The sequence below is a fragment of the Nisaea sp. genome (assembly GCF_040217065.1).
Taxonomy (GTDB): domain Bacteria; phylum Pseudomonadota; class Alphaproteobacteria; order Thalassobaculales; family Thalassobaculaceae; genus Nisaea.
In genome coordinates, this window is the sequence record NZ_JAVJNX010000008.1 from 422,185 (window position 1) to 444,947 (window position 22,763).

General features: G+C 60.1%; 24 protein-coding genes and 1 tRNA gene. 16 read left to right on the top strand and 9 right to left on the bottom strand.

Translation table 11 applies throughout. From position 1 onward, the window contains the following. Positions 1 to 11: 11 nt before the first annotated feature. Positions 12 to 896 (top strand): RNA polymerase factor sigma-32, encoded by an 885-nt coding sequence (locus RH950_RS11040; RefSeq protein ID WP_350056642.1) that lies wholly within the window; start codon positions 12 to 14, stop codon positions 894 to 896. Positions 897 to 909: 13 nt separating this feature from the next. Here RH950_RS11040 and RH950_RS11045 read toward each other — a convergent pair whose 3' ends face one another. Next, positions 910 to 2,406, bottom strand: coding sequence for a M48 family metalloprotease (locus RH950_RS11045; protein WP_350056644.1), 1,497 nt, complete (start codon positions 2,404 to 2,406; stop codon positions 910 to 912). A gap of 48 nt (positions 2,407 to 2,454) precedes the next feature. Then, positions 2,455 to 3,267 carry a thermonuclease family protein gene (locus RH950_RS11050; RefSeq protein WP_350056646.1) on the bottom strand — a complete coding sequence of 271 codons (813 nt, stop codon included), beginning with the start codon at positions 3,265 to 3,267 and terminating at the stop codon, positions 2,455 to 2,457. On the opposite strand from RH950_RS11050, the gene RH950_RS11055 reads away from it, so the two are divergent. The 3 genes from RH950_RS11055 to RH950_RS11065 are packed head-to-tail and all read left to right on the top strand — an operon-like array spanning position 3,260 to position 4,935. Beyond that, positions 3,260 to 3,388 carry a hypothetical protein gene (locus RH950_RS11055; RefSeq protein WP_350056648.1) on the top strand — a complete coding sequence of 43 codons (129 nt, stop codon included), beginning with the start codon at positions 3,260 to 3,262 and terminating at the stop codon, positions 3,386 to 3,388. The genes RH950_RS11050 and RH950_RS11055 overlap by 8 nt on opposite strands. Before the next feature lie 32 nt (positions 3,389 to 3,420). After that, positions 3,421 to 4,371, top strand: a complete 951-nt coding sequence (pip, locus tag RH950_RS11060; RefSeq protein ID WP_350056651.1) for a prolyl aminopeptidase — start codon at positions 3,421 to 3,423, stop codon at positions 4,369 to 4,371. Between the two features lie 51 nt (positions 4,372 to 4,422). Further along, a complete protein-coding gene (locus tag RH950_RS11065) occupies positions 4,423 to 4,935 on the top strand; it encodes an acyloxyacyl hydrolase (protein WP_350056653.1) in 513 nt (170 codons plus the stop codon). A gap of 12 nt (positions 4,936 to 4,947) precedes the next feature. Here the strand turns inward: RH950_RS11065 and RH950_RS11070 are convergent, their stop codons facing one another. Continuing rightward, positions 4,948 to 5,385, bottom strand: a complete 438-nt coding sequence (locus RH950_RS11070; RefSeq protein WP_350056655.1) for a hypothetical protein — start codon at positions 5,383 to 5,385, stop codon at positions 4,948 to 4,950. Positions 5,386 to 5,414: 29 nt separating this feature from the next. Further along, the gene (locus RH950_RS11075) at positions 5,415 to 5,768 is read right to left on the bottom strand and encodes a hypothetical protein (RefSeq protein ID WP_350056657.1); all 354 of its coding nucleotides are present in this window, start codon (positions 5,766 to 5,768) and stop codon (positions 5,415 to 5,417) included. A 63-nt stretch (positions 5,769 to 5,831) separates the two neighbouring features. On the opposite strand from RH950_RS11075, the gene RH950_RS11080 reads away from it, so the two are divergent. Both RH950_RS11080 and RH950_RS11085 read left to right on the top strand, forming a co-directional pair. After that, entirely contained in the window at positions 5,832 to 6,575 is a 744-nt protein-coding gene (locus tag RH950_RS11080; protein ID WP_350056659.1) for an SDR family NAD(P)-dependent oxidoreductase, read from the top strand. A 302-nt stretch (positions 6,576 to 6,877) separates the two neighbouring features. Continuing rightward, on the top strand, positions 6,878 to 7,606 hold the full coding sequence (locus RH950_RS11085) for a hypothetical protein (RefSeq protein ID WP_350056661.1): 729 nt from the start codon (positions 6,878 to 6,880) through the stop codon (positions 7,604 to 7,606). A 72-nt stretch (positions 7,607 to 7,678) separates the two neighbouring features. Here the strand turns inward: RH950_RS11085 and RH950_RS11090 are convergent, their stop codons facing one another. The 3 genes from RH950_RS11090 to RH950_RS11100 form a co-directional block, all read right to left on the bottom strand. Continuing rightward, positions 7,679 to 8,008, bottom strand: coding sequence for a hypothetical protein (locus tag RH950_RS11090; RefSeq protein ID WP_350056663.1), 330 nt, complete (start codon positions 8,006 to 8,008; stop codon positions 7,679 to 7,681). A gap of 73 nt (positions 8,009 to 8,081) precedes the next feature. Then, positions 8,082 to 9,830, bottom strand: a complete 1,749-nt coding sequence (locus tag RH950_RS11095) for a dihydroxy-acid dehydratase (RefSeq protein WP_350056665.1) — start codon at positions 9,828 to 9,830, stop codon at positions 8,082 to 8,084. Positions 9,831 to 10,002: 172 nt separating this feature from the next. After that, entirely contained in the window at positions 10,003 to 10,422 is a 420-nt protein-coding gene (locus tag RH950_RS11100; protein ID WP_350056667.1) for a CBS domain-containing protein, read from the bottom strand. 259 nt (positions 10,423 to 10,681) lie between these two features. Between RH950_RS11100 and RH950_RS11105 the strand changes: the two genes are divergently transcribed. The 3 genes from RH950_RS11105 to RH950_RS11115 all read left to right on the top strand — a co-directional run bounded on the left by RH950_RS11105 (position 10,682) and on the right by RH950_RS11115 (position 12,900). After that, positions 10,682 to 11,248 (top strand): YeeE/YedE thiosulfate transporter family protein, encoded by a 567-nt coding sequence (locus RH950_RS11105; RefSeq protein WP_350056669.1) that lies wholly within the window; start codon positions 10,682 to 10,684, stop codon positions 11,246 to 11,248. 1 nt (position 11,249) lies between these two features. After that, on the top strand, positions 11,250 to 11,840 hold the full coding sequence (locus tag RH950_RS11110; protein ID WP_350056671.1) for a YeeE/YedE thiosulfate transporter family protein: 591 nt from the start codon (positions 11,250 to 11,252) through the stop codon (positions 11,838 to 11,840). 91 nt (positions 11,841 to 11,931) lie between these two features. After that, positions 11,932 to 12,900: an MBL fold metallo-hydrolase gene (locus tag RH950_RS11115; protein WP_350056673.1), complete on the top strand. Its 969-nt coding sequence runs from the start codon at positions 11,932 to 11,934 to the stop codon at positions 12,898 to 12,900. A gap of 29 nt (positions 12,901 to 12,929) precedes the next feature. On the opposite strand, the gene RH950_RS11120 is transcribed toward RH950_RS11115, so the two are convergent. Continuing rightward, complete coding sequence (locus RH950_RS11120) at positions 12,930 to 14,018, bottom strand: mandelate racemase/muconate lactonizing enzyme family protein (RefSeq protein WP_350056675.1); 1,089 nt, start codon at positions 14,016 to 14,018, stop codon at positions 12,930 to 12,932. A gap of 167 nt (positions 14,019 to 14,185) precedes the next feature. Here RH950_RS11120 and RH950_RS11125 point away from each other — a divergent pair, with 167 nt between their 5' ends. The 6 genes from RH950_RS11125 to RH950_RS11150 all read left to right on the top strand — a co-directional run bounded on the left by RH950_RS11125 (position 14,186) and on the right by RH950_RS11150 (position 20,268). After that, a complete protein-coding gene (locus RH950_RS11125) occupies positions 14,186 to 15,298 on the top strand; it encodes an NAD(P)/FAD-dependent oxidoreductase (RefSeq protein WP_350056677.1) in 1,113 nt (370 codons plus the stop codon). Positions 15,299 to 15,574: 276 nt separating this feature from the next. Further along, a complete protein-coding gene (locus tag RH950_RS11130) occupies positions 15,575 to 17,524 on the top strand; it encodes an ATP-binding protein (RefSeq protein WP_350056679.1) in 1,950 nt (649 codons plus the stop codon). Between the two features lie 37 nt (positions 17,525 to 17,561). Next, positions 17,562 to 18,125 (top strand): TRAP transporter large permease subunit, encoded by a 564-nt coding sequence (locus RH950_RS11135; RefSeq protein ID WP_350056681.1) that lies wholly within the window; start codon positions 17,562 to 17,564, stop codon positions 18,123 to 18,125. A gap of 287 nt (positions 18,126 to 18,412) precedes the next feature. Next, entirely contained in the window at positions 18,413 to 18,862 is a 450-nt protein-coding gene (locus RH950_RS11140; RefSeq protein WP_350056683.1) for a hypothetical protein, read from the top strand. Continuing rightward, entirely contained in the window at positions 18,859 to 19,548 is a 690-nt protein-coding gene (locus tag RH950_RS11145; RefSeq protein WP_350056685.1) for an HTTM domain-containing protein, read from the top strand. Before RH950_RS11140 ends, RH950_RS11145 begins: the two co-directional genes overlap by 4 nt. A 90-nt stretch (positions 19,549 to 19,638) precedes the next feature. Continuing rightward, positions 19,639 to 20,268: a hypothetical protein gene (locus tag RH950_RS11150; protein ID WP_350056687.1), complete on the top strand. Its 630-nt coding sequence runs from the start codon at positions 19,639 to 19,641 to the stop codon at positions 20,266 to 20,268. Between the two features lie 141 nt (positions 20,269 to 20,409). Here RH950_RS11150 and RH950_RS11155 read toward each other — a convergent pair. Beyond that, positions 20,410 to 20,486: transfer RNA gene (locus RH950_RS11155), tRNA-Pro, on the bottom strand. A 184-nt stretch (positions 20,487 to 20,670) separates the two neighbouring features. Between RH950_RS11155 and RH950_RS11160 the strand changes: the two genes are divergently transcribed. Then, complete coding sequence (locus RH950_RS11160; RefSeq protein WP_350056689.1) at positions 20,671 to 22,758, top strand: methyl-accepting chemotaxis protein; 2,088 nt, start codon at positions 20,671 to 20,673, stop codon at positions 22,756 to 22,758. The last annotated feature ends 5 nt before the right edge of the window (positions 22,759 to 22,763 follow it).

Sequence of the window (22,763 nt, forward strand, 5' to 3'; positions counted from 1 at the left end):
GAGGTGGAGCCATGGCACATATCGACGATCCCGAAACACGTCGCGCCAATGTTTCTTACATCAAGTCGAGCATGAACGAACCGCTCCTCGAGCGGGATCTGGAATTCGAGCTCGCGCGGGCATGGCGGGAGGAGGGGTGCGAGAGATCCCTGCATCAGCTGGTTCGTTCCTATACCCGTCTGGTGGTCAGTTCGGCGACCCGCTACCGCAATTACGGCCTGCCGATTGGCGACCTGATCCAGGAAGGCAATGTCGGTCTGATGCAGGCTGCGGCCCGCTTCGAGCCGGAGCGGGAGATCCGGTTCTCGACCTACGCAAACTGGTGGATCCGTTCCGCCATACAGGATTATGTGCTGCGCAACTGGTCCATCGTGCGGACCGGCACCACGGCCGCCCAGAAATCCCTGTTCTTCAATCTCCGGCGGCTTCGTGCAAAGATCCAGCAGGCGGCTGAAGTGGTTTCCATAGAGGAACAGCGTCAGCAGATCGCAACCGAGCTCGGCGTTCCGCTCAAGGATGTCGAGGCAATGGAACAGCGTATGTCCGGTTCGGACCAGTCGCTCAATTCGCCGATCGGCGAGAGCGGCGAGGATGAGTGGATGACGATGCTGTCGGACGAGCGGCCGACGCCGGAAGCAATCGTCACCGGGATGCGGGATGCCGAGACACGTTCGAACTGGCTGAAGGAAGCGCTCTCGGAGCTGAGCCCCCGGGAGCAGACCATCATCGAGCGCCGGCGTCTTGTCGACGACGGTGCGACGCTTGAAGAGCTCGGTCTGGTCCTCGGTGTGAGCAAGGAGCGGGTGCGGCAGCTGGAACACCGGGCAATGCTCAAGCTGAAGCAGCATATCAGCCGTAATGTGGATCGCAGTTCGGACCTCTATTCCGAAGCGTAGAAATTACTGGAGTTCATTGCGGTCTGACAGTTTTCACCCGCGACCCGGGAAGCGGGCGCTCGACGTTATCCAGGCCGTTGATCACCCGGAAGAACCGCACCTCATATCCCGGGAAGGGGATGGTCTCGGCGAGCGACTGTTCCGTGTCTGCGGAACCGAAGCGTGCCACGCGCACGCGATAGGGGCGGATGCCGGCACCTTCTTCGGCCGAGAGTCGGCGGAAGCTGTATGTCGTGCGCCTCATGTCCTCGTTGAGAGCGGCAGCGCTGCCGCTCGGGATCAGAAACTGCATTCGGTAAAGTGTGTCCGCATCGTAGCGGATGGCCACCAGCCGCAACATGTAGGTGGTCCTGTCTTTCGCGGTGATGGCCAGCCAGCCGGTCGCCCCATCCAACCCGTTGATCGTGATGCTTTCGAGATCCCGCACGGCGTAGCCTTTCGCCCAGTCGCCCTGGATATAACCTGCCGGGGACCGTCCGTCGGCTTTCGGCGCCGCGTCGAAGATGAAGCGGGCGCCGTTCGGATGTATGGCCAGAACACGCGCCGGCTGATTGTGCAGACGGAAGCCCGGTGGAACTTCGAAGCGGAAATTGAGATCCTTGTGCAGGAAGACCCGGTCGCGGATGACCCCGTCTTTCGGATCACTGCCGAAGAGGACACCGTCGACCCGGTCGAGGAAGGGGTCGCGCCCGACGATCGGGTTTGCGACCGGCCGCACGCTGGCGGCAGCGAGGGCTTTCTGCACGCGGTCGACAGTCCGCGGATGGGTTGCCATCAGATCGACGGCGTCGGGATCATGGGTGGAGCCGGCGATTTCCGCCTGCAACTGGCTGGCGCGGCCCAGTTTCCCGAGAAAGCTTGCCATGGCCCCGGTATCGTATCCGGCGCGGCTGAGATAGCGGACGCCGAGCGTGTCCGCCTGGAATTCCTGTTCCCGCGAGTATCCCTTCAGGTAGAGCTGTGATCCGAGCCCGGCGATATCGGCGACGGTCTGGCTGTCGGTCAGGATGCCAAGAATGGCAGCGCCGAAGCCGATCGCCGTGCCGCGGCTGTAACGCTCGGCGCTGTGGCGGGCCGTTACATGGCCGATTTCGTGGGCAATCACGCCGGCAAGTTCGGCTTCGTTCTCCGCCAGAGCGATCAGTCCGCGCGTGATATAGACATAGCCGCCGGGCAGGGCAAAGGCGTTGACGTCCGGCGTGTTCAGAACCGTGAATGTGAAATCGAGACCGGGCATCTCGGAGGTGGCAGCGAGTTTCTTGCCGATCTGCGTGACATAGGCCGCCAGTGCGGCGTCGCCATAGGCGCCTCCGAATTCCTGCTTGATCTGGGGGTCTTGCTCCCGGCCGACCTGACGCTCCTGCTCCGGGGACATGAATGCTGTGAAGCTCTGCTCGCCGGTTGCCGGGTTTGTGCTGCAGCCGGTCAGGACCGGCGAAATCGCGGCGCCGGCAAGCATCAGAAAGGCCGCAAGGCGGCACCGGAGGATGGGATGTGTCGGTCTGGGCAAGTCAGTCTCCATCGGTCGGATCGCGGTTCCCGTGCCAGATATGTTTACCTATTCACCCAGGAGTTCAAGCTGTTCCGGGTGGGTGATCTCGATCAGCGGCCCGTTCTGCGGCTTCACCCAGCCGCGGCCGCGCACGGCCCGTCCGGAATACTTCAGAGGGTCGATACCGGCGCGCTCGAACAGGCGCAGGGCACGATGATCTATTCGGAAGGTGAAGTCGGTTCGCCAGTCGGGGCCGAAATTCAGATAGACGACATTGCGGACCCGGGCTGCGTCGACGACCCGTCCCTCTACTAACTGGAAGCTGTCGATATCGTTCCATGTCTCTGCCGGGTTTCTGATCCGGTAATAGGGCAGGGCCCAGATACCGCGGCGCTCCCGGCGCGCGATCCGCTCAAGCGCGAGCATCTCGCCGATCAGGGCCCGGTTGTCCTTGAAACTGTAGACCCGCGCCATGCCGGCCGCCAGCAAGGCACCCTGAACCCAGGTCCCGTCGGACAGCGTGAGATGGGCAAGATAGCGACGGTAACGGTCCTCCCGCCGACCGCCGAAATGCAGCGAGACCGTGCGGCCTTCTGTCAGCCGCCGCAGGGCGGCTCTGGAGTCCTCCGCGAGCGGCCAGGTTTTGAAACCGGCGCGTCCGAGCGGCAGCTTCGGTGCCTGTATTCCGACCAGGCGCACTTCCTTGCCGCCTGCAAGGATGAGCGTGTCGCCGTCGACGATGCCGGTTGCGGTCTGCTCTCTGATCTGTGCGGCAGGCGCGTCTTGCGGCCATTGCACGGAACCGGCGGCCTCCGTGCCGTAAAGCAGGAAGGCAAAGAACAGCGCAAGGGAGCGGATCTGGATTCGGAAGATGTCCATTTCCTATCCGATCACGGTGACCGGTGTGTCTCAAGAGCGCAGTATCGACAGCGTGTTGCGCGCCGCCCGGGCTGCATCGAACGGCTGGTCACTTCCAGCCACTCGGGATATGGATGATTGAGGTCCACCACGAATCAGGCAGATGGAGTGACTGTGTCCGATAGAGTTCTTTTCCCGCGGACGGATGCCCGCCAGAGCGGTTACCTGACGGTCGATCAGCCGCACCGGTTGTATTGGGAACAGGTTGGTAATCCGGACGGCATCCCGGTGGTCTTCCTGCATGGCGGTCCCGGTTCGGGGATATCGGAAGCACACCGCAGGTTCTTCGATCCGGCGCTGTTCAACGTGCTGCTGTTCGAGCAGCGGGGAACCGGAAGATCGACACCTCTGGCCGAACTGACGGGGAACACGACGCAGGATCTGGTCGCGGATATAGAACGCTTCCGCGAGATGCTCGGTGTGGAACGCTGGGTCGTCTTTGGCGGATCCTGGGGCAGCACGCTGGCACTTGCCTATGGTCAGACACATCCGGAGCGCTGCCTCGGTTTCGTATTACGTGGCATTTTCCTCGGCTCGGATGCCGAGCTCGACTGGTTCATGCACGGCATGGGCAAGTTTTTCCCCGAAGCGGCACGGCGTTTCGAACAGTTCCTGCCGGAGGCAGAGCGGAACGATCTTCTGCAAAACTATTATCGTCGGCTGACGGATCCCGATCCGGCTGTCCATTTGCCGGCGGCGGAAGCCTGGGCAGCCTATGAATCTGCCTGTTCGGTCCTGCTGCCCTTGCCTGTGGTCGGCCGCGAGCATCCCGGTCGTGCCCTGTCCCTGGCGCGTCTTGAGGCGCATTACTTCGTGAACAGAGTTTTTCTGAATCCGGGCCAGTTGATCGACAATGTCGGCCGTATAGCGCATCTGCCGGCGATCATCATTCAGGGCCGGTACGATGTGATCTGCCCGATCGAGACGGCGGCGGCCCTCGCATCGGTCTGGCCCGACGCTGTGCTTGAGGTGGTGCCGGATGCCGGGCATTCCGCAATGGAGCCCGGTATTGCCAGAAGTCTCGTGTCGGCAATGGATCGGCTGCGGACACTTATCGAGACTTGAAGCATCTGCAAGGCTGGCTATCATGCGCACGTTCCTTTGGGGGGAAACATTGTGCGCAAGTATGTAAGTCTGCTCGTTGTGGCGATCACAGCTCTGGTCGCGATGGAAAGAGCCGTGATGGCCGAGGAACCAGCCTTCCTCTCCGTTGGTGCCGGTGTCTATGATGTGAATGATGACGAGACGGCTGCAGAAGGCCGTGTCGAATACCGGTTTTCCGAGGCTAACAAGCTCTGGCACTTTTCACCGTTCGTCGGACTGATGGCAAATGCGAACGGCGCGACCTACGGATATGGCGGGGTCGGGCTGGATATATTTTTCGGCAAGCGCTGGGTTTTGACGCCTAACTTCGCCGTCGGTATCTACGGTAATGGTGACAGCAAGGACCTTGGCCACGCCGTTGAGTTCCGATCAGGCGTGGAGCTTGCGTACCGTTTCGACGATTATTCCCGCCTCGGCCTGACCTTCCATCACATTTCGAATGCCGGACTGGATCAGCGGAATCCGGGAACCGAATCCCTCCTTCTGATGTATTCGATGCCGTTCGATAAGATTTTCAGCAACTAAGCCAGCGCTTGATCAGGCCTCGATGCCCACTTCCCGGCACCAGGATTTGAAGTTCTCGATGCCTGTCTCGTCATTGGCATAGAGGACCTGGTCGCGATACTCGAGATCCGAGGCATAGTCGACCTCACCGACAGGCTTGCGCGTCGCCGGGTCGAGTTCATTGCGGATCAGGATGTCGGCGCGAAAACTGATTTCCCAGCCGCCCGCGCCCGGTTTGATGAATGAGCCCCGCCGGATCTCGTGCACGACCGTCTGAAGCCGGTCGATCTTTGTCTCTTCCTTCACCATTTCCTCAAATGCCGGATCGAAATACAGGGCCTGATAGCCCATCAGGGCGATCGAAAACTGGTAACCGTCTGCCTGTCGGGCATGGACGAACTGGCCGATCGCGTCAATGAAGTGAGGATCGGCAAGTTTCGGATAATCTGAGCTGGTCCAACTAATTCCCATTACGTCCGTCCGAATGCTGTTTGCGGCTATCATGTGCAACCGGGGTATACCCTGTCGCAAGCGTAATGAGAATGCAGCAAGAAGTATGCCGTTTTGCGGCTGGCGTCCCGCTGGGGAATTTGATATCCTATATTACATGGCATTTGCGACAAAAGCGTCGCAGGTTGGGAGGCACAATGCGTCCGTGCAGCAGATTTCTTGGTCTTTTGGTCATTCTTGCCGGTCTTTCCGGCTGCGCCGCCGCCGCCGTCACAGGCGCGACATGGGTTGGCACCGAGGCTTACGTCGATAAAAACCCCTTCGATCTCATGGCCGAGTTTTTCGAGCGTGATTGCGCCCATATGACGATTTATGACCAGCCGCCACGCTGCCGTCGTTAACATTCCCTTCTTCTGAATGCGGAATATAGACGCTATCCTCCTGGAAAATCTTGGAGGATCGCTCAAATGGCATCGGCAAACAGAACTGCTTTCATCAGTGGATCCGCGCGAAACATAGGGCGGGCAATTGCGTTGCGTCTGGCGCGGGACGGATTCAACATTATTGTGAACGGTAGCCGCGACCGTGATGCCTGTGAGCATGTGGCCGCGGAAGTCGAGAGCATCGGCGTTGCTGCCATGGTGGCGATGGGAGATGTCGGCAAAAGTGCCGATGTCCACGCGATGGCCGGCGAGGCGCTGGAGCGGTTTGGCCGGGTCGATGTCCTGGTCAACAATGCGGCGATCCGGCCGCAGAAGAAACTTCTTGAAATGTCGGATGATGATTGGGACCGGGTCATCTCGGTTGACCTGAATGGCGCCTTCTATCTCTCCCGCGCATTTCTGCCGGGCATGGTCGAGGCCGGTTGGGGCCGGATCGTGAACATGGCCGGCATGAACGCAATTCACGGATATGCCGGCCGGGCTCCGGTTTCCGCCGCCAAGCATGGTGTCTGGGGGCTGACAAAAGCGCTGGGCAAGGAATTCGCGCCGGCGGGGATCACCGCGAACGTCATCTCGCCCGGGCCCATCAGACCCGATGAATCTGGGTCCGAACACGCCGAGCATATTCGGTCGCAACTGTCGCGAATTCCGGTGGGGCGTTTGGGCGAGCCGGGGGATATCGCCGCAATGGTGTCTTTGCTGTGTGGTGATGACGGCGGTTTCATCTGCAGTCAGATGATTGCCGTAAACGGTGGAACCGAAACATGAAGCGGATGAAGAATTAATTTAACAACCGCGCGCAAGTCACAATAAAATAAAGACTGTTTAAATTTGTTAACGATCCCTAAACGAATCCAGGTCTGTTTAGCGCTCATTCCGTGTATAGTTATTGGCAAGCGGACGCTCCTGCGCAAGTTCGAAGTCTAAAGTTGGCGCCCGCTGTTCGAGACGGGAGTTTGCGACCGAAGTCGCAGGACGGGTATTTGGCAGTCAGCAGAATGCTGTGTGCATGAAGATGACGCTGCTAGAGAATTTGCAATGTCGTCTCTTTAAAGACGGGGTTCTCAATTATGGATTACTCTTCTTCTGCTCTGGTGCCGCATTGTCGGCGCGTATTCACAAGTTATCTTGATAGCTTTGGCTATACCCTTGAAAGCGGGACAGACATGGAGGCTTGGTGTGATGAAATCCGCCGGCATTCAGAATTCGTGAACCCACAGTTTATGCCGGAAAACCTCGACCAGACCGCCAGCCGATATGTCAGCATTCGGAAGGCGACGGGTGAGCTTGCCTGTACCATCGCATTCCGTTTCTTCGAGACGGAGGATTTTCTGGATGATTTCGAGGAGGGGCGTTTTTTCTATGATCGACCGGAGGAGCATAACTGGCGCCATCACCGGTCCGGTTTGCGCGGAAAGGTCCGATTGAGCGGGAATATCTGCTCGCGCGGGGGGCTGCATAGCTATGATCGCGGCAACAGCATCAGCTGGTATATCACAACTGTTGCCTACACCTATGCGATCGAGGCGGGAGCCTCAGCGACTGTGGGTAACACGCTGCCCAAAATCACGGCAGCGCAGTTGGCCCCGCGGCTTTATGGCTATCGTCATTCGCTGATGGCCGAGCCGCATGCGTTTCCATTTACCGATGGGGCGGTGCCGCTCGCTCTGGTCTGGATCAAGGACGAGGAAATGCGCGAGGAGGTCCGGATGCGAACACAGTTCCTCGAATCTGCACCGCAACATACGATGCGTTCCACTGTCGACAGCTTCAACGGCCTCCTGATGGCGGCTGAGTAGATTCCGGGATCATCTGCCATTCGCTTTTCCGGCGCACCGGTTGGAGACCGGAAAAAATGGCAGGAAACGATGCTAGTTGGGAAGGCGCGAAAGTTGCCGAACGTTGTGATCCAGCGCGGAATGGCTCGCTCTGGATGGGGCGAGATCCCTGTGATTCGAGGAAACCCGGGTACGGATTGAACTCAAACGATCTTCCAGATTGCTGCGTTGGCCTGGATCTTCCTGGGCGAGATAGCCTGCGGAATCTTCCATGATGACGGTCAGCCGCATGAGCATGCTCTGCAAGAGATCCTGATTTGCACCGGATCCCTCCGGATACTGGTCAACAAGCATTTCCGTCGCTCTAATCAGGCGTTCTACGGTGCCGAAGAAATCCCAACTCGGTGGAGTATCGTGATCCATTGCGAAGTCATCCGTGCCATTACCTGAATACCATAGCGTGTTTTCAATGACGTCGCAATATTATATGCCGCAGTTATTTTGAGCGCTTAACCAGCGGCTTCAACAAGCTGAAATCACAGCCTTGGTCGGCTTGCAGGACTTGCTCTGCATAGAGTCTGTCATAGCCGCGCAGGCTCTGTGGATCACGTTCTGTGGTTACCAAATCGGCGCGTCGACGGCTGAGCTCGGCTTCGTCGACCAGGAGATCGAGCCGCTTTTCCCGGACCGACAGGGCAATCCGGTCGCCGGTTCTCGCGAGGGCGAGCGGACCTCCGATCGCCGCCTCCGGCGTGACATGCAGAACGATGGTGCCGAAGGCGGTACCGGACATCCGCGCGTCGGAAATCCGGACCATGTCTTTCACACCCTTGGAGGACAGCTTCTTCGGGATCGGCAGGTAACCGGCCTCCGGCATGCCCGAGGGGCTGCGCGGACCGGCATTCTGCAAGACCAGGATATCGTCCGCGGTAACGTCCAGGTCCGGATCGTCGATCCGGGCCGCCAGATCCTCGAGCGAGGTGAAGACGACGGCGCGGCCTTCCTTTTCCAGCAGGGCCGGGTCGGCGGCGGAGCGTTTCAGGATGGCCCCACCCGGCGCAAGACTGCCGAACAGCGCGACCAGTCCACCCTTGGGCTCGAGCGGATTGCTGGCCGGAGACACCACATCCCGGTTCACAGGACCGCTCTCTGCGGCCAGCCGCTCGCCAAGGGTCTCGCCGGTGACCGTCATGCAGTCGAGATTGAGCAGGGGCTTCAGCTCCCGCAGCACGGCACCCAGGCCGCCGGCGGCGAACAGATCTTCCATGTAGTGACTGCCAACCGGCTTCAGGTTCACCAGCACCGGAGTGGTTTCCGACAGCTCGTTGAACCAGTCCAGCGGGATGTCGATACCCGCGCGCCCAGCAATCGCCGTCAGATGGATGACGGCATTGGTCGAGCCGCCGAGCGCCAGCAGGACGCGCAGCGCGTTCTCGACGGAGTCCCGGGTGACGATCTCCGTCGGCTTGATCGGGCGGCTGATCATCCGCACGGCTGCCGCACCGGTCGCTTCCGCCGCGCGCAGGCGGTCGGCATGCACGGCGGGGATGGCGGCAGTGCCGGGCAGGGCCATGCCGAGGGCTTCGGCGATGCAGGCCATGGTCGAGGCCGTGCCCATCACGGCGCAGCTTCCCGCCGTGGTCGCCAGCCGCCGCTCGATGTCCCTGATCTCTACATCGTCCACGGTACCGGCGCGATACTGCGCCCAGAACCGGCGGCAATCGGTGCAGGCGCCGAGTCGTTCCTCGTCGCCGCCCGCGGTCGTGTACCGGGAGGTCATCATCGGACCGCCGATAAGCTGGATGGTCGGAAGATCAGCGGAGACTGCGCCCATCAACTGAGCGGGCACGGTCTTGTCGCAGCCGCCCATCAGCACGACCGCATCCATCGGCTGGGCCCGGATCATCTCTTCGGTGTCCATGCTCATCAGGTTGCGGAATTTCAGGCTGGTCGGGTTGAGATAAACCTCGCCGAGGGAAATGGTCGGGAAGTCGATCGGCAGGGCTCCTGCCATCAGGACCCCGCGTTTCACTGCTTCCAGCAGCTCGGGAAAATGCCGGTGGCAGTTATTGAAGCCGGACCCGGTATAGGCGATGCCGACAATCGGTTTTTCCAGCGTCTCCGGCAGATAGCCCATTGAGGCGGCGAAGGAGCGGCGAAGATAGAGCGAGAAATCGAAATCACCGTAATTGGTCAGGCCCCGGGCAAAGCCGTGTGCCTCTATAGGTTTTTCTGAATGTGCCATCTCTCTCGCTCCCCGAATTTGTGCGGAGAGTGTGGACGGCGCGGGACACGGCGTCCAGATGCCGAAGCGTCACGACATCCGTCTTGCGGAAAAACCACATTGCGGAAATGTGCGGTGAGTCGGTATTGCGGAAGGTTCAGTCTTCGAACGAACCATTCCGGGCCGTCCGATCCTACATTTCTTCCCAGAGCTTTTCTTCCAGATCGATTTCTTCTTCCTCCTCGCGGATGAAATCGCGCCGGGAAAGTACGGCGACCAGCTTGCTGTCATGAACGACGGGAAGATGGCGGTAGCCGCCCGCCTGCATCATGCGGAGCGCCTCGATTGCCGGACGGTCTGGGGAGATTGTCTCGGGGCTGGTGCTCATGACTTCGGCAAGGAGGGTTGCCTTTGGGCCTTTCCCCGCAGCGATCACACGTTCGATCAGGTCGGTGCCGGTAAAGACGCCGACCAGCCGGTCCGCGTCGACCACCATAACGGAGCGGACGTGGCGCTCGGCCATGCGGATCGCAGCCTGCTCTACCGTGGCGGACTGTGGCAGTGTCAGAAGGTCCTGATTGGAAACAACATCCGGGACTATGCGTCGCATCATGGCGAATCCTCCCTTGGTCTGTTTTTTTTATGTTTTCATTCTATGCCGAAAACGCAATCGAAGCGTGCGGCTTTCTCTCCGTTTATTCGCGATTAAACGGTGTTTCGGGTGCGACAAAGCGTCTGGCCTCACTGTATTTCAGCAGAAAAACCTGTAACATTCAAAATAATGAATATGTTTGATGTAGCCTGTGTGCGTCTCTCCTGTCGTGCTGCGTGCACAATTTTTGGTCGTATCAACATGTAAAGGAAGTCATGCCATGAAAGCTCCCTTGTCCTGGAAAGCGGGCGGACTTTTGCTGGGGGCCGTGTTCTTCGCGGCGGTTCTTCTGGTGAAGCCGATCGGTGTTTCGACCCAGTTTGTGATTCTTGACGGCATTCTGTGGGACGCGGTCGACAGCTCTGTCGTGACCGAGTCAAGCGAAGCCAAAAGCGGTTACACCAGCAGCAATGCCTATCTTGCCAAGAGTGGCGGGAAATATGCCGGGTCGGTTGAAAACCCGCTGAATTACAGCTTCATCTTTGTCTTGGCCCTGATTGCCGGTGCCGCCCTTTCGGCCCGCCTGCGCGGTGGCGTGGAAAAAACCGAAAAGGCAATGCCGGCAGTCTGGCGGGCCAATTTCGGCGACGAGCCGTGGAAGCGCTATCTCACAACCTTTCTCGCCGGCTTTGTCGTACTGTACGGCGCCCGGCTGGCCGGCGGCTGCACCTCAGGGCACATGATGAGTGGCATGATGCAGACCGCTCTCTCCGGCTTCATCTTCGCGGCCGGCGTTTTCCTGGTTGGTATCCCGACGGCCCTCGTCCTGTTCCGGAAGGAGAATTGATATGAGCGGTATCGTCCTTGCAATCGTCATCGGCACTGCCTTCGGATTCGCTCTCGACCGGGTCGGTGCAACCAACCCGAACTTCATCATCCGCATGCTGAACCTGACCGACCTGCATCTGATGCGCGCCATTCTGCTTGCTATCGGTGTTGCCGCGGTGCTGACCTTCGGCGGTCTGATGATAGGGTTTGTTTCCCCGGAGCATCTTGATGTGAAGGATGCCTATGTCGGTGTCTTTGTTGGCGGGATGCTGCTTGGCCTCGGTTTCGCTGTTGCCGGGTACTGTCCCGGAACCGGCCTCGCCGCCGCGGCGTCCGGGCGGTATGACGCCATGGTGTTTGTCGTTGGCGGCCTGGTCGGCGCCTTTGCCTACATGCTGTCTTATGCGGATGTCGCCGCGACCGGCGTTCTGGACAAGATTGCCGGTGGCAAGGCCACGCTCGGCACCGTCGCCGGAACCGGTTATCCGGCGCTGTTCAACATTCCGGGTGAGGTGACGGGCCTGATCATGGGCATTGCCTTCATCGCTGTTGCCTGGTTCCTGCCGGAGCGGCTGATCGGCCGTGAAAACCAGGCTGCCGCCGCGGAATAGACTGCCAAGACCCGGTCCTCCCGAAGAACGGGCGGACCGGGGCCGGGAACGGCCGGTTCCAGAAAATCAGTGTCGGAAGGAAATCTATCAAATGATTGTAAGATACAGTCGATACGCCATGGTCGTCTGCGCGCTTGTTGCAAACATTGCCGGAGATGCCCGGGCCAGTCAGGACATTCCCGACCAGTATCCGGCATCTGTCCTGTATTCGAAACCGGTCGAGTTCATTCCGGATGTCTTTTCGGCCATCGGGGCCACCGCACCGCCGACCTACGAGAATAGCGGCCACAACAATAATCTCAGCTTCATTGTTACCGGAGAAGGCGTGGTCGTGGTCAATGGTGGTGCGTCCTGGCAATTGGCTGCGGCTCTGCATGAGGAGATCAAGGCTGTCACCGATCAGCCCGTCCGACTCGTCGTCAATGAAAACGGTCAGGGCCATGCCATGCTGGGAAACAGCTACTGGCATGAGCAGGGTGTGAAGATCGTCGCCAGCGAGGAAGCTGCGGCGGAATTCGAGGCGTCGGGTTACGACAGTCTCGATGCAGCCCGCCGGATCCAGAAGGAGAAGGCGGAGAAAACCACGGTCGTCATGCCGGACGAGACCTTCGCCGAGCGCTATATCGTTGAATTCGGAAGCTTTCCGATTGAGGTTCTCAATCTCGGGCCGGCCCACGCTCCCGGCGATGTTTCCGTCTGGCTGCCCCGGCAAAGCCTGGTGATTGCCGGCGACATGGCCTTTCACGAGCGCATGCTGCCGATCTTCGAGGAAACCGACACGGCGGCCTGGCTGGAAAGCTGGGACCAGGGCTTCGAGCCGCTGAAGGCGACCTACGTCATTCCGGGCCACGGCCACCCGACAAACATGGATCAGGTGCGGCGCTACACGAAGGATTACCTGGTCTATCTCCGGGCGCGGATACGGGAGCATCTCGACAAGGACGGCACCCTGGCGGACGCCTATTATGTCGACCAGTCGCCCTACAGGCATCTGGACACGTTTGAGGAACTGGCGACCAAGAATGCCGGGCGCGTCTTCGCCCAGATGGAATTCGAATAGCGCTCTCCGAGACCTGGAATTTGGGAGCGTCAGACTGCAAAAGGCGCGAGCCGGCTCCAGTCGAACAAAACCCCGATGCCCGGCTCGTTTGGCGCGACTGCGAGGCTGTTTTCGAGCCTTACCGGGCGTGTCGTGTACTGGTCGATGCGGAAGCTGTGTGCCTCCACCCAGCCGGCATGGGGCTGTGCCGCGACGAGGCTTACATGCAGCTCCTGCATGCCGTGCGAGCAGATCGGAATTTCGTGGTGGCGCGCCCGTTCGGCAACCCGCAGCCAGCCGGTGACGCCGCCACAGTTTGATGCGTCCGGCTGAATGTAGGACAGCCGGGCCTGCTCAAAAGCAAACTCGAATTCGTGAATGGTGTGCAGGTTCTCTCCCATGGCGAGCGGGACCGGGCTTTCCCGTGCGATCTCGGCATATCCCGCGTAATTGTCCGGGATGATGGGCTCCTCGAACCAGTAGATGTCGTATGGCTCGAAAGCCCGGGCGGCTTTGATCGCCTCGTCCACCGACAGTGCGTAATTGGCGTCGACCATGAAAGTGACGTCCGGGCCCAGCGCCGCGCGCACCGCGCCGACACGCTCGACATCGTCTTCGAGGCGTGGATGGCCGACCTTGATCTTGACGCCGTTATATCCGTCCTTCACATAGCCGCAGACACTCTCCACAAGCTTCGGTAGGGGGAAGTTGAGATCGATCCCGCCGCAATAGATTTTGGCCCTGTCGGCCGCGCCGCCGGCCAGTTTCCAGAGCGGCTGTCCCGCAGCCTTGCACCGGCAATCCCACAGGGCCGTGTCGATGGCCGAGAGTGCGAATGCGGCGATGCCGCCGCGTCCGACATAATGGATGTGCCCCTCCATGAAATCGAAGATTGCCTCGACCTCGGCACCGTCGCGGCCGATCAGGGCGGGGGCGAGATCATGCTCGATCATCGCCCTAATCGCGTGTCCGCCCTTGCCGCCGGTATAGGTGTAGCCTGTGCCTTCGGTGCCATCCGCCAGGGTGACCGTCACCGTCACCAGCTCGAAATGGGTGTGGTCGCCGTGCCGCGCATCGGACAGGACTTCCGGAAGAGGGATCTGAAATAGACGCGCGTCGATCGCCTGGATTGCAGACATGTTTTCTCCCTGATCGTGGAACCGGAAATACCGAATCGGTGCACTATGCCATGGTTGTGCGTCTCCTGCGCTTCGCGTCGTAAACGAATTGCAATGATGTCGGTTCGCTTCGACAGAACATTCATCCTCGCCTATAGGAGACGGGCATCCCAGCTCTGGAGCGAACCATGGCAAAACACCTCATTGTCGGCGGCGGCGTCTATGGCGCGGCCGTTGCCTGGCATCTGGCGAAAAGCGGCGAGGCGGTCGAACTGATCGAGGCCGGAAAGCTCGCCACCGGCGCGTCCGGCGGGCCGGGACGGCGCGGTGTGCGGGCGAACGGACGCGACGTCAGGGAAATCCCGCTGATGGTCCGGGCCCGGGCGCTGTGGCCGGCCCTGCATGAGACCCTCAAGACCGAACCGCTTTTCGAGACGACCGGCCAGTTGCAGCTGATCGAGCGGGAGATAGACATCGCTCCGGCGCAGGCTCGTGCCGCCCTGCAGACCCGGCTTGGCATCCCTTCCCGCGTGCTGTCTGCGGGCGAGGTCCGGGAGCTTGAGCCGGATGTGTCTCCGGCGATCCGTGCCGGCCTGTTCTGCCCGGATGACGGCGTGGCCTTCCACGAGAAAACCACGCTGGCCTATGCCGCTCTCGCCAGGCAGGCGGGCGCGGTCCTGCGCGAGGGCGTCGAGGCGGAACAACTGCTGGAGCGGAACGGCAAGGTGTTCGGCGTTCTCACGGCGGAGGGCGAGGAGATCCTGGTCGGCGGCAAGGTGCTGCTGTTCTGCAATGCCGGGGTGAAGGAGCTGACATCTCCCTGGGTCGACCTGCCGGTCTGGAGCCGGACCTTCCTCGTCGCAGTGTCTGCGCCTCTCGTGAGCAATCCGGTGCGCCATCTTGTTGGTCATGCCAGCCGCACGTTGTCGCTCAAGCGGGAGCCCGACGGCCGACTGATGATCTCTGGCGGCCGCCCCGGCATTTGGGACCCGGTAACGCGCACGGGCACCCCGATCCAGAAGGAAGTCGATCTCAATGTTGCGGACGCTGTGGCGGTCTATCCATCGCTCCAGGGAATAGAGATTGAGACCGCAGACACAAACCATCTCGAAGCCGAAAGCATCGATCATATCCCAATCATCGACAGCCTGCCCGGCAATGCCAATGTGCTCTATGCCGTGGGTTGGAACGGACATGGCTGGGCGATTGCACCGGCGGTTGCCGAAATGATGGCGGATTGGGTGCTTGAAGGAACGAAGCCGGCCCTGCTGGAGCCGTTCGCGTTCTCACGGTTTGGGTGAGGCGCGGAGATCGCGCCTCACACCATAGTGCCTTGGCGTCAGGCCGTGCCGAGAAAAACTGCAGGTTAGCGGCACGTTCGTAAAGCAGGATTGATATGCGCACGGGACCGGTCGCGGAATTTGCGTGCTTGTTCATCCTGGCCCCGTCGGAAGCGCCCCTTTAGATTTACGCGCGTTTTAACGTGGAGAACCCATAAGTTTACGATCTGGCAATCAGTTGTTGATTAAATTGGTCCCTGAAGCATCTCTGCCGAAGGAATTTTTGAGAATGGCCCAATGACAAGAGCCCGCACCCAGGTCGATTGCCGACCGATGCGGGCGGTTCCTTCTCGAGGGTTTCCGGCAGGGGGCCGTCTGTCGGTCCGCCTCCTTGCGCTGTCGGCAGTACTGGTTTTCACGATTGTCGCCTTGCATTCCGTTCCGTCGCGGAGCGACGAGGCAAGGACCCCGTCCATCCTTATCCTGAATTCCTGGTTTCCCGACCAGCCCTGGCAGACCGCCGTGGAGAAAGGCATCAGGGATGAGCTTCGCGAAGCCGGCCAGGCGGCCGAGTTCTTCGTGGAATATCTCGATGCGGGGCGATTCTCGGAGAAGCGGTTCACGGACGGGCATCGGCAGTTCTTCGAAACAAAGTATTCCGGCGTTTCCCTGAATCTGGTTCTTTCTGAAAGCCTTCCCGCAGGCCGGTTTCTTGCTCTTAATCCGGATCTGTTCCCAGGAGCGGCGCGTCTTTACATCAGGGCGGGTTCGGTGGCCCCGGCTGATGCCTCACGGATTGATTACAATGCGAACGTGGAAAAGGCTTTTGCCGAAATGCTCCAGGTCGCCGACCCGCGGCACATCTTCGTCGTGGGGGACGCGACGGAGGTCAGTGGCAAGACCCGCATCGGAGCCGTGCAAGCTGCTATCGCGAATCTGAAACCGGATGCGAAGGTGGAATATCTGCTGGATCTACCTCTGCTGGGGCTTCAGGATCAGGTCGCCAACCTGCCTTCGAACAGCGCAATCTTTTATCTGCCTATTTTCAAAGACGGTGCGGGTGAGAATTTCGTTCCCTATGAAGCCGTGCGCCGTATCGCGGCCAGTGCCAATGCCCCCGTTTTTTCCGCATGGGATACCCTGATCGGCAGCGGTATCGTCGGAGGCCGATTGCTGTCCGTCGAATCTGTCGGTCGGATCGTGGCGCGCCAGATGCTCTCCATCATGCACGGCAAGCCGGCGATACTGGCCGACCGGGATTTGATGCAGCCGATCTATGACAACCGGCAACTGAGGCGATGGAATATCTCCACTGACCGGCTTCCTGCACATGCCGAGATCCGTTTCGCCGATCTTTCAGTCTGGGAGGAATATCGCTGGCTCATCATTGCCACGATAGCATTGACCGTTCTGCTGTCCGGGTTCTCCGCCGCCATGTTCATCCTCAACCGGCGGCTCAAACATGTCTCCTTGCTTCTGGAAGAGGAGCGCTTGCAGCTGGAGGAGCGTGTCAGTGAGCGTACCCGTCAGCTCAAGGAGTCGAACGAGGAACTCCAGCAATTTGCCCGCGCCATTTCCCATGATCTTACCAACCCACTTGGTGCAGCGAAGGGCTTTATCTCTTTGCTGTCGGACACAGTCGGGGACACGCTCGGGAAAGATGAACGTGGTCTGCTGACGCGGGCCGGGACGGGGATCGATATGGCGATCGGCATGGTCCGGGGGCTTCTAGAATATTCGCGGGCGACCGGTGGCGAGCAGCTGCACAGACCGGTCTCGATCGCGTCCGTTCTGACCGATGCCCAGGCGAACCTGGCCCGGCTCATCAAGGATACCGGTGCCCGTATCGACCTTGATAACCTGTTGCCGGTCATTGGCAACGAGACCCAATTGCTGCGGCTTTTCCAGAACCTGGTCGAGAACGCGATCAAATATCGCCGTCAGAACGTCGCGCCGCTGATCCGGATCGGGTGCCGGCGGGACGACGGGCGGTGTGTCTTCACCGTCGAGGATAACGGCCTCGGCATGTCCGGGAAGGATCAGGAGCGGATCTTCGATCTCTTCACCCGCCTCAAGAGCGGCGGCAACCAGCCCGGATCAGGCATTGGCCTGGCGGAATGCAAGAAGATTGTCGAAAAACATGGCGGCTCGATCGCGGTGAGCAGTGTTCCCGGTACGGGAAGTGCCTTCACCATCCGCCTGCCCGCGTCTGGGCCGGTGGACGGTATTTCGGCGATCGCACACTGATCCGGCAAAGGAGTGGTTCGGCTGTCTGGGCACCCTGTTGATCATCAAGCTGCGCGGTGAATTCACGGTGGGACTGTTCCTCGAAGCCCTGCAACGCACGATTCGGTCGACCGGCACGATCATTTGGGTCACGTTCGGCGCGACAGCCCTGGCCGGCGCCTATTCGCTTGTCGGCGGCCCCGCCTTTGTCGCCGGATCGATCGTCAGGTTCGATTTTCCGCCGACGGGCATTATCCTGATGATGATGCCGGTCTTCCTGTTCTTGGGGGCCGTGATGGACTGGATCGGCATCGTGTTGCCGGTCATGCCCGTATTCCTGCCGATCGTTGCCAAGTTCAGCGCCGCCGATATGGGCATACTCGGCAACCTGGAGCCCAGGCACATGGCCGTCTGGTTCGGCCTCCTGTTCTGCCTCAACATGCAGGTCAGTTTTCTCAGCCCGCCATTCGGGCCGGCGGCGTTCTATCTCAAATCGGTCGCCCCGCCTCACATCAAGCTGACCGATATCTTCAAAGGCTTTCTGCCGTTCATCGTGATTAAGCTGATGGTGCTTGCCGTCATGATCATGTTCCCGGAGATCACGTCCGTCTTCCTCGACTAGAAAACGGCAAAAGGCGGCCCGTCCGCCAGCCGCCGCCCTTGGCTGTGTCGCCGATCATGAGAGATGATGCAGAGACCGGGCAGCCGGTGCCGGAGGCCAGAGCGGCCAGGAAGCGTGTCCGTTCCGCCCCCCCCCCCCCCCCTGCCACCGCGGGCTGTGAAGGTTTCCAGCGCCTGCAATATAAATTCGAGGTTGCTCCTACCGTAAATGGGCTGATTAAATCGGTGATTGACGTGCGCCGGCTCGGCTGATTGGGCTCGGTTGGGTTCAGGGGCGGGGCTAGACGCTTGAGTTTTCTCGGAATTGTAAATCTGCTTCTGCCCGCCCTTTTTCCGTCATGGCGTTTCTTCGACGTGATCGGACCGTCACCGCGGATTGAGTTCTGCCAGTTCGACATGCCGGAAGATGATTCCGCCACCTGGCGGGAATGCCGCCCGAGGCCGGCGCGTGTCGGTCTGCGAAATAGGCTGAAAGCCTTCTTCTGGAACGCGGCGTGGAATGAAACCCTGCATCTGGCGAATTGTGCCGAACGTTTTGTGCAGGGCCAGACGGAGCATTGCAGCCGGGAAATCCGGCGGCGCCTGCGGGCCGACCTTCTGCGCCAGGCCGGTAGTGCCCCCCAACCGGCATTCTTCCGCTTCAGACTGGTTTTCGTGACCGAATTCGAAGACCGGCCCAGGCGGGACATCCTGTTCGTGTCTCCGTCCTATCGCGCTGTCGACCCGCTCGATCGATGAGTCTGGACGATGCGATCCGGCTGACGGAAATCCTGCTGTCGATTGCCCTCATTCAACAAAGCCTGGAGCATGTTTTCGGGCTGCCGGACGAGCGGCCGCATTACCTCGTGCGTCTGGTGTTGAGCCTGCTGCTGCTCGCGGGCCTTCTGCCGCAATGGGTCTGCCTTGCGCTTTTCATCAACGCCCTGTTCATTCTGAAGCGGTTTCAGGGGCCGTATAATGGCGGCAGCGACCTGCTGAGCGTGCTGTTGATCACCTGCCTCTGCGCCACCCACCTGATGCCGAATGCGCAATGGCAGGAATACGTCTTCGGATATCTGGCGCTTCAGGTGGTGTTTTCCTACTTCAAGTCCGGATGGGCTAAGGTCATCTACCGGGACTGGCGAAGCGGGCAGGCGCTGCGGGATGTCTTCGCGTTTTCCGTCTACCCGGTCAGCGAGGCGACCAGAGAATGGGCCAAATACCCGCGCCTGCTCTGGGTAATGTCTTGGGCGGTCATATTGCTGGAATTGCTGTTTCCGCTGGCAATGCTGTCACCGGAGGCACTTGCGGTGGGACTGACACTCGCCATGGCATTCCACGTCGCCAATTTCGTCATGTTCGAATTCAACAGGTTCGTCTGGGTATGGGCCGCCGCCTATCCGTCGCTGATCTGGCTCCAGGCGCGTCTCGACCTGCTGGGCTGATCGAGACGGCACGACGCTGACGGCCTAAAGCAATATCCTTAATAAGGTTATCGGGCTAGAAAAAGCTCTTTATGATTGCGTGTGTTCGGAGTGCGCAAACTCAAGAATTTGATTGCTGCCGCCATATCGACAGTCCGGGTGGGAGAGCGAGGGATGATGAAGAGACTCGATACAGTCGAACGCCATCTGCTCCCAAACCAAGATTTACGTGTCCCGCGATTCTTCTCCCCCTTGCTCGAGGCTTGGCACAGGCACCAGGCAGATACCGAGGACGTCTTTCCGGCCTATCGGCACTTCGATGTTCTGGACATACCGCCGGCGTTGATCAGCCACCTGATCCTGTGCAAGCTGATCGGCACGCCCAGGCGCTTTTTCTACGAGTTGGTCGGACAGGCGATCGAGACCCATAACGGGTTTTCCGCATCGAAGCGTTTCCTGGCCGATGTGCCCCTGAAAAACAAGAAGGTGATGGCGCGGGAATTCGGGCTGACCGTCCTGAAACGCTGTCCGATCTACTCGAGGGGGCCGTATATCGGAAAGTTCGAATATGTGAGGGAGATCGAGCGTTTGATCTGCCCTTACCGGATCGAGGGCGACACCTTCGCTTTTGTTGCGCTGGCGCGATTTACCCTTGATCAAATGGGGATGCACCAGGAGCGTCCAGACGATGGGAGCGGGGCGCACATCGGCCTGCACAAGAAGGCCTCTGCTGAACTCTAAGGCTCCGGAAGCAGACTATGTGGGCCGAACGTTGTGTTCGCGGCAAGCGGCAGGGAACTTCATGGGCGGATTTCAGCGCTGGGAAGGCTGGCGAAACCGGGGCTGGCGAACTCATCCGGAATGCTGAAGTGCTTGGTTTAATGGTCGGGGAGAGAGGATTCGAACCTCCGGCCCCTGCCTCCCGAAGGCAGTACTCTACCAGGCTGAGCTACTCCCCGACCGAGGAGAGGCCGCTATATAGCGTGGTCTCCAGAGAGCATCAAGCGGTGATTTTCGTTTTTTGCATAAGAATTCTACGACGCTTGGCCGTTCAAAAAAGTTCTGATTTTTAATAAAAACTCGGCCGCCTTAACCCTTTGTTTAGCAGACAATGCAAAAACCGCTAAGGGTCGGCTTTCCGAGATGTCGAAATACGGAGAGCTCGGTCGCTACGATGCCTTCGTCAAGGCGTTCCAAAAGGACGACTCTCTGCATGACGGCGGGCATCTTGAAGATGTTCACAGATTCCTCGACAAGGTCGAGAGCGAGCTTGCGGACCTTGCGGCGCATCGGTCTGCGGTCGATGCCGGCTCGGTCAATGTGGCCCAGAATGTCGGTTTCTATTCCACCATCATCCGCGATCTGATCGACATCATCGCGATTGTCGAGGAAGCCAGCCCGGACCCTGAGATTTCACAGGAGCTGCTCGCGCTCCGCGCCCTGGTCTGGGCAAAAGAGAATGCCGGGCTTGAACGGGCGATTGGCGCTGGTGTCTTCAATACGAATTTCGGAAACCCGGCTCTCTACGCGCGCTTTCTGAATTTTGTCCGTGGTCAGCAGATCTTTCTGCATGAATTCGAAATTTTCTCGATTGCGGGAGAGACAGAGATCTTCGACCGGATCGTCACCGGTCCTGAGGTGCAGAAATATCAGGACTGGTTGAAGGTTCTCGTCGACCTGCCGACTACGAACGATACGCAAGGCATTTCAGGGAGCGACTGGTTCGCAACCGCGACCAAGAGAATCAACCTGATGAAGCAGGTCGAGGATACGCTTGCGGACAAGATGCTTCTCGACGCGCAGAGCCATATCGATGCGCAGTTCACCGAGATGATCCAGGTTCTACTGGTCAATCTGGTCGCTCTGGTTCTTGCCGCGTCGGCTGCCTGGATGATCATCCGTTCAACCACGGGGCCACTCGGCCGTATCACGGACACACTTCTGGCGATTGCCGCAGGCAACGACTCTATCCAGATCGCGGAGGCGGATGCCGGGCCGACGGAGGTCCGTAGTCTCAACAAGGCGGCGGGAACGTTCCTCGGTGCTGCCCGGGAGCGCGCCGCTCTTGAGCGTGCGGCGATGGAACAGCAGTCTCGTGCCGAGGAGGCCCGCGCTGAGGCCCTCCGTTCCATGGCGAATACGGTCGAAGGCGAGACCGCGGCGGCGGCGGAAGAGATATCGAGAGAGACCGCCGAGCTGCGCAATGCGGCGACAGAAATGGGCCAGTCGGCCGAAAGTGTTTCCGTGCGTTCCGAGAGCGTCGCTGCGGCCGCCCACGAGGCGCTTGCCAATGCGGAAACCGTCGCCAGCGCCGCCGAGGAACTGACGGCCTCGATCAACGAGATCAGCGGCCAGATGGGCAATGCGACCGGCATTATCCGGGATGCCGCCAATCTCGGCTCCGGGACGGAAAAGACGATCCTGGATCTGCAATCCGCAGTGGTGCGCATCAGCGAGGTTGTGACCGTCATCCGGGACATCGCTGAGCAAACCAATCTCCTGGCGTTGAACGCGACCATCGAGGCGGCCCGTGCAGGCGAGGCCGGCAAGGGCTTTGCAGTCGTCGCGAGCGAGGTCAAGAACCTCGCCAATCAGACCGGGAGCTCGACCGAGGAGATCAACCAGCAGATCGCCGAAGTACAGAACGTGACCGAAGCGGCGGTGCGCTCGGTGAGCGAAATCATTGCCAAGGTTCGAGAGATCGAGGAGGTGGCTGGAGCCGTCTCTCACGCGGTCGGAGAGCAGAAGAACGCGACTGACGAGATCGCCCACAATGTCGCCGAGACGGCGTCGGCATCACGCGAGATGACGGAACAGATCACTGCCGTGACCAAGGAAGCGGAATCCACCGGGCGCCGCGCCGGCGAGGTCGCTAGCGTTGCCGAAAGAGTGGCGCGGGAGGTTCAGGAATTGCGGTCAACGGTCGTTGCTTCGGTCCGTTCCGCCGATCCAAACGTCGATCGCCGCCGGGACGAGCGCAAGGCAGTCCGGATCGGGTGCGCGCTTCAGTTCGGAGGCGCCGTGATCAAGGCAACCGTGATCGATCTTGCGCCGGGCGGGTGCCAGGTCGAAACGGATCGGGAATTTGCCGAAGGCGCGGACGGTACCATCTCAATTGACGGCGTTGCGAGCGGCATTCGGAGCCGGGTGGCTTCCGCTCGTAATGGCTCTGTCAGCCTCGTCTTCCACGACAATGGCGCCAATGCGAAGGCGATAACGGCTGCTATCTAGGTGAA

Excerpts from the sequence above, each read along its gene's own strand:
- RH950_RS11040 (WP_350056642.1), top strand. The coding sequence starts at position 12 with ATGGCACATATCGACGATCCCGAAACACGTCGCGCCAATGTTTCTTAC.
- RH950_RS11055 (WP_350056648.1), top strand. The coding sequence starts at position 3,260 with ATGTCCATTTCCTATCCGATCACGGTGACCGGTGTGTCTCAAGAGCGC.
- RH950_RS11050 (WP_350056646.1), bottom strand. The coding sequence starts at position 3,267 with ATGGACATCTTCCGAATCCAGATCCGCTCCCTTGCGCTGTTCTTTGCC.
- RH950_RS11070 (WP_350056655.1), bottom strand. The coding sequence starts at position 5,385 with ATGGGAATTAGTTGGACCAGCTCAGATTATCCGAAACTTGCCGATCCT.
- RH950_RS11075 (WP_350056657.1), bottom strand. The coding sequence starts at position 5,768 with ATGTTAACGACGGCAGCGTGGCGGCTGGTCATAAATCGTCATATGGGC.
- RH950_RS11080 (WP_350056659.1), top strand. The coding sequence starts at position 5,832 with ATGGCATCGGCAAACAGAACTGCTTTCATCAGTGGATCCGCGCGAAAC.
- RH950_RS11085 (WP_350056661.1), top strand. The coding sequence starts at position 6,878 with ATGGATTACTCTTCTTCTGCTCTGGTGCCGCATTGTCGGCGCGTATTC.
- RH950_RS11090 (WP_350056663.1), bottom strand. The coding sequence starts at position 8,008 with ATGGATCACGATACTCCACCGAGTTGGGATTTCTTCGGCACCGTAGAA.
- RH950_RS11095 (WP_350056665.1), bottom strand. The coding sequence starts at position 9,830 with ATGGCACATTCAGAAAAACCTATAGAGGCACACGGCTTTGCCCGGGGC.
- RH950_RS11100 (WP_350056667.1), bottom strand. The coding sequence starts at position 10,422 with ATGATGCGACGCATAGTCCCGGATGTTGTTTCCAATCAGGACCTTCTG.
- RH950_RS11105 (WP_350056669.1), top strand. The coding sequence starts at position 10,682 with ATGAAAGCTCCCTTGTCCTGGAAAGCGGGCGGACTTTTGCTGGGGGCC.
- RH950_RS11110 (WP_350056671.1), top strand. The coding sequence starts at position 11,250 with ATGAGCGGTATCGTCCTTGCAATCGTCATCGGCACTGCCTTCGGATTC.
- RH950_RS11115 (WP_350056673.1), top strand. The coding sequence starts at position 11,932 with ATGATTGTAAGATACAGTCGATACGCCATGGTCGTCTGCGCGCTTGTT.
- RH950_RS11120 (WP_350056675.1), bottom strand. The coding sequence starts at position 14,018 with ATGTCTGCAATCCAGGCGATCGACGCGCGTCTATTTCAGATCCCTCTT.
- RH950_RS11125 (WP_350056677.1), top strand. The coding sequence starts at position 14,186 with ATGGCAAAACACCTCATTGTCGGCGGCGGCGTCTATGGCGCGGCCGTT.
- RH950_RS11130 (WP_350056679.1), top strand. The coding sequence starts at position 15,575 with ATGACAAGAGCCCGCACCCAGGTCGATTGCCGACCGATGCGGGCGGTT.
- RH950_RS11145 (WP_350056685.1), top strand. The coding sequence starts at position 18,859 with ATGAGTCTGGACGATGCGATCCGGCTGACGGAAATCCTGCTGTCGATT.
- RH950_RS11160 (WP_350056689.1), top strand. The coding sequence starts at position 20,671 with ATGTCGAAATACGGAGAGCTCGGTCGCTACGATGCCTTCGTCAAGGCG.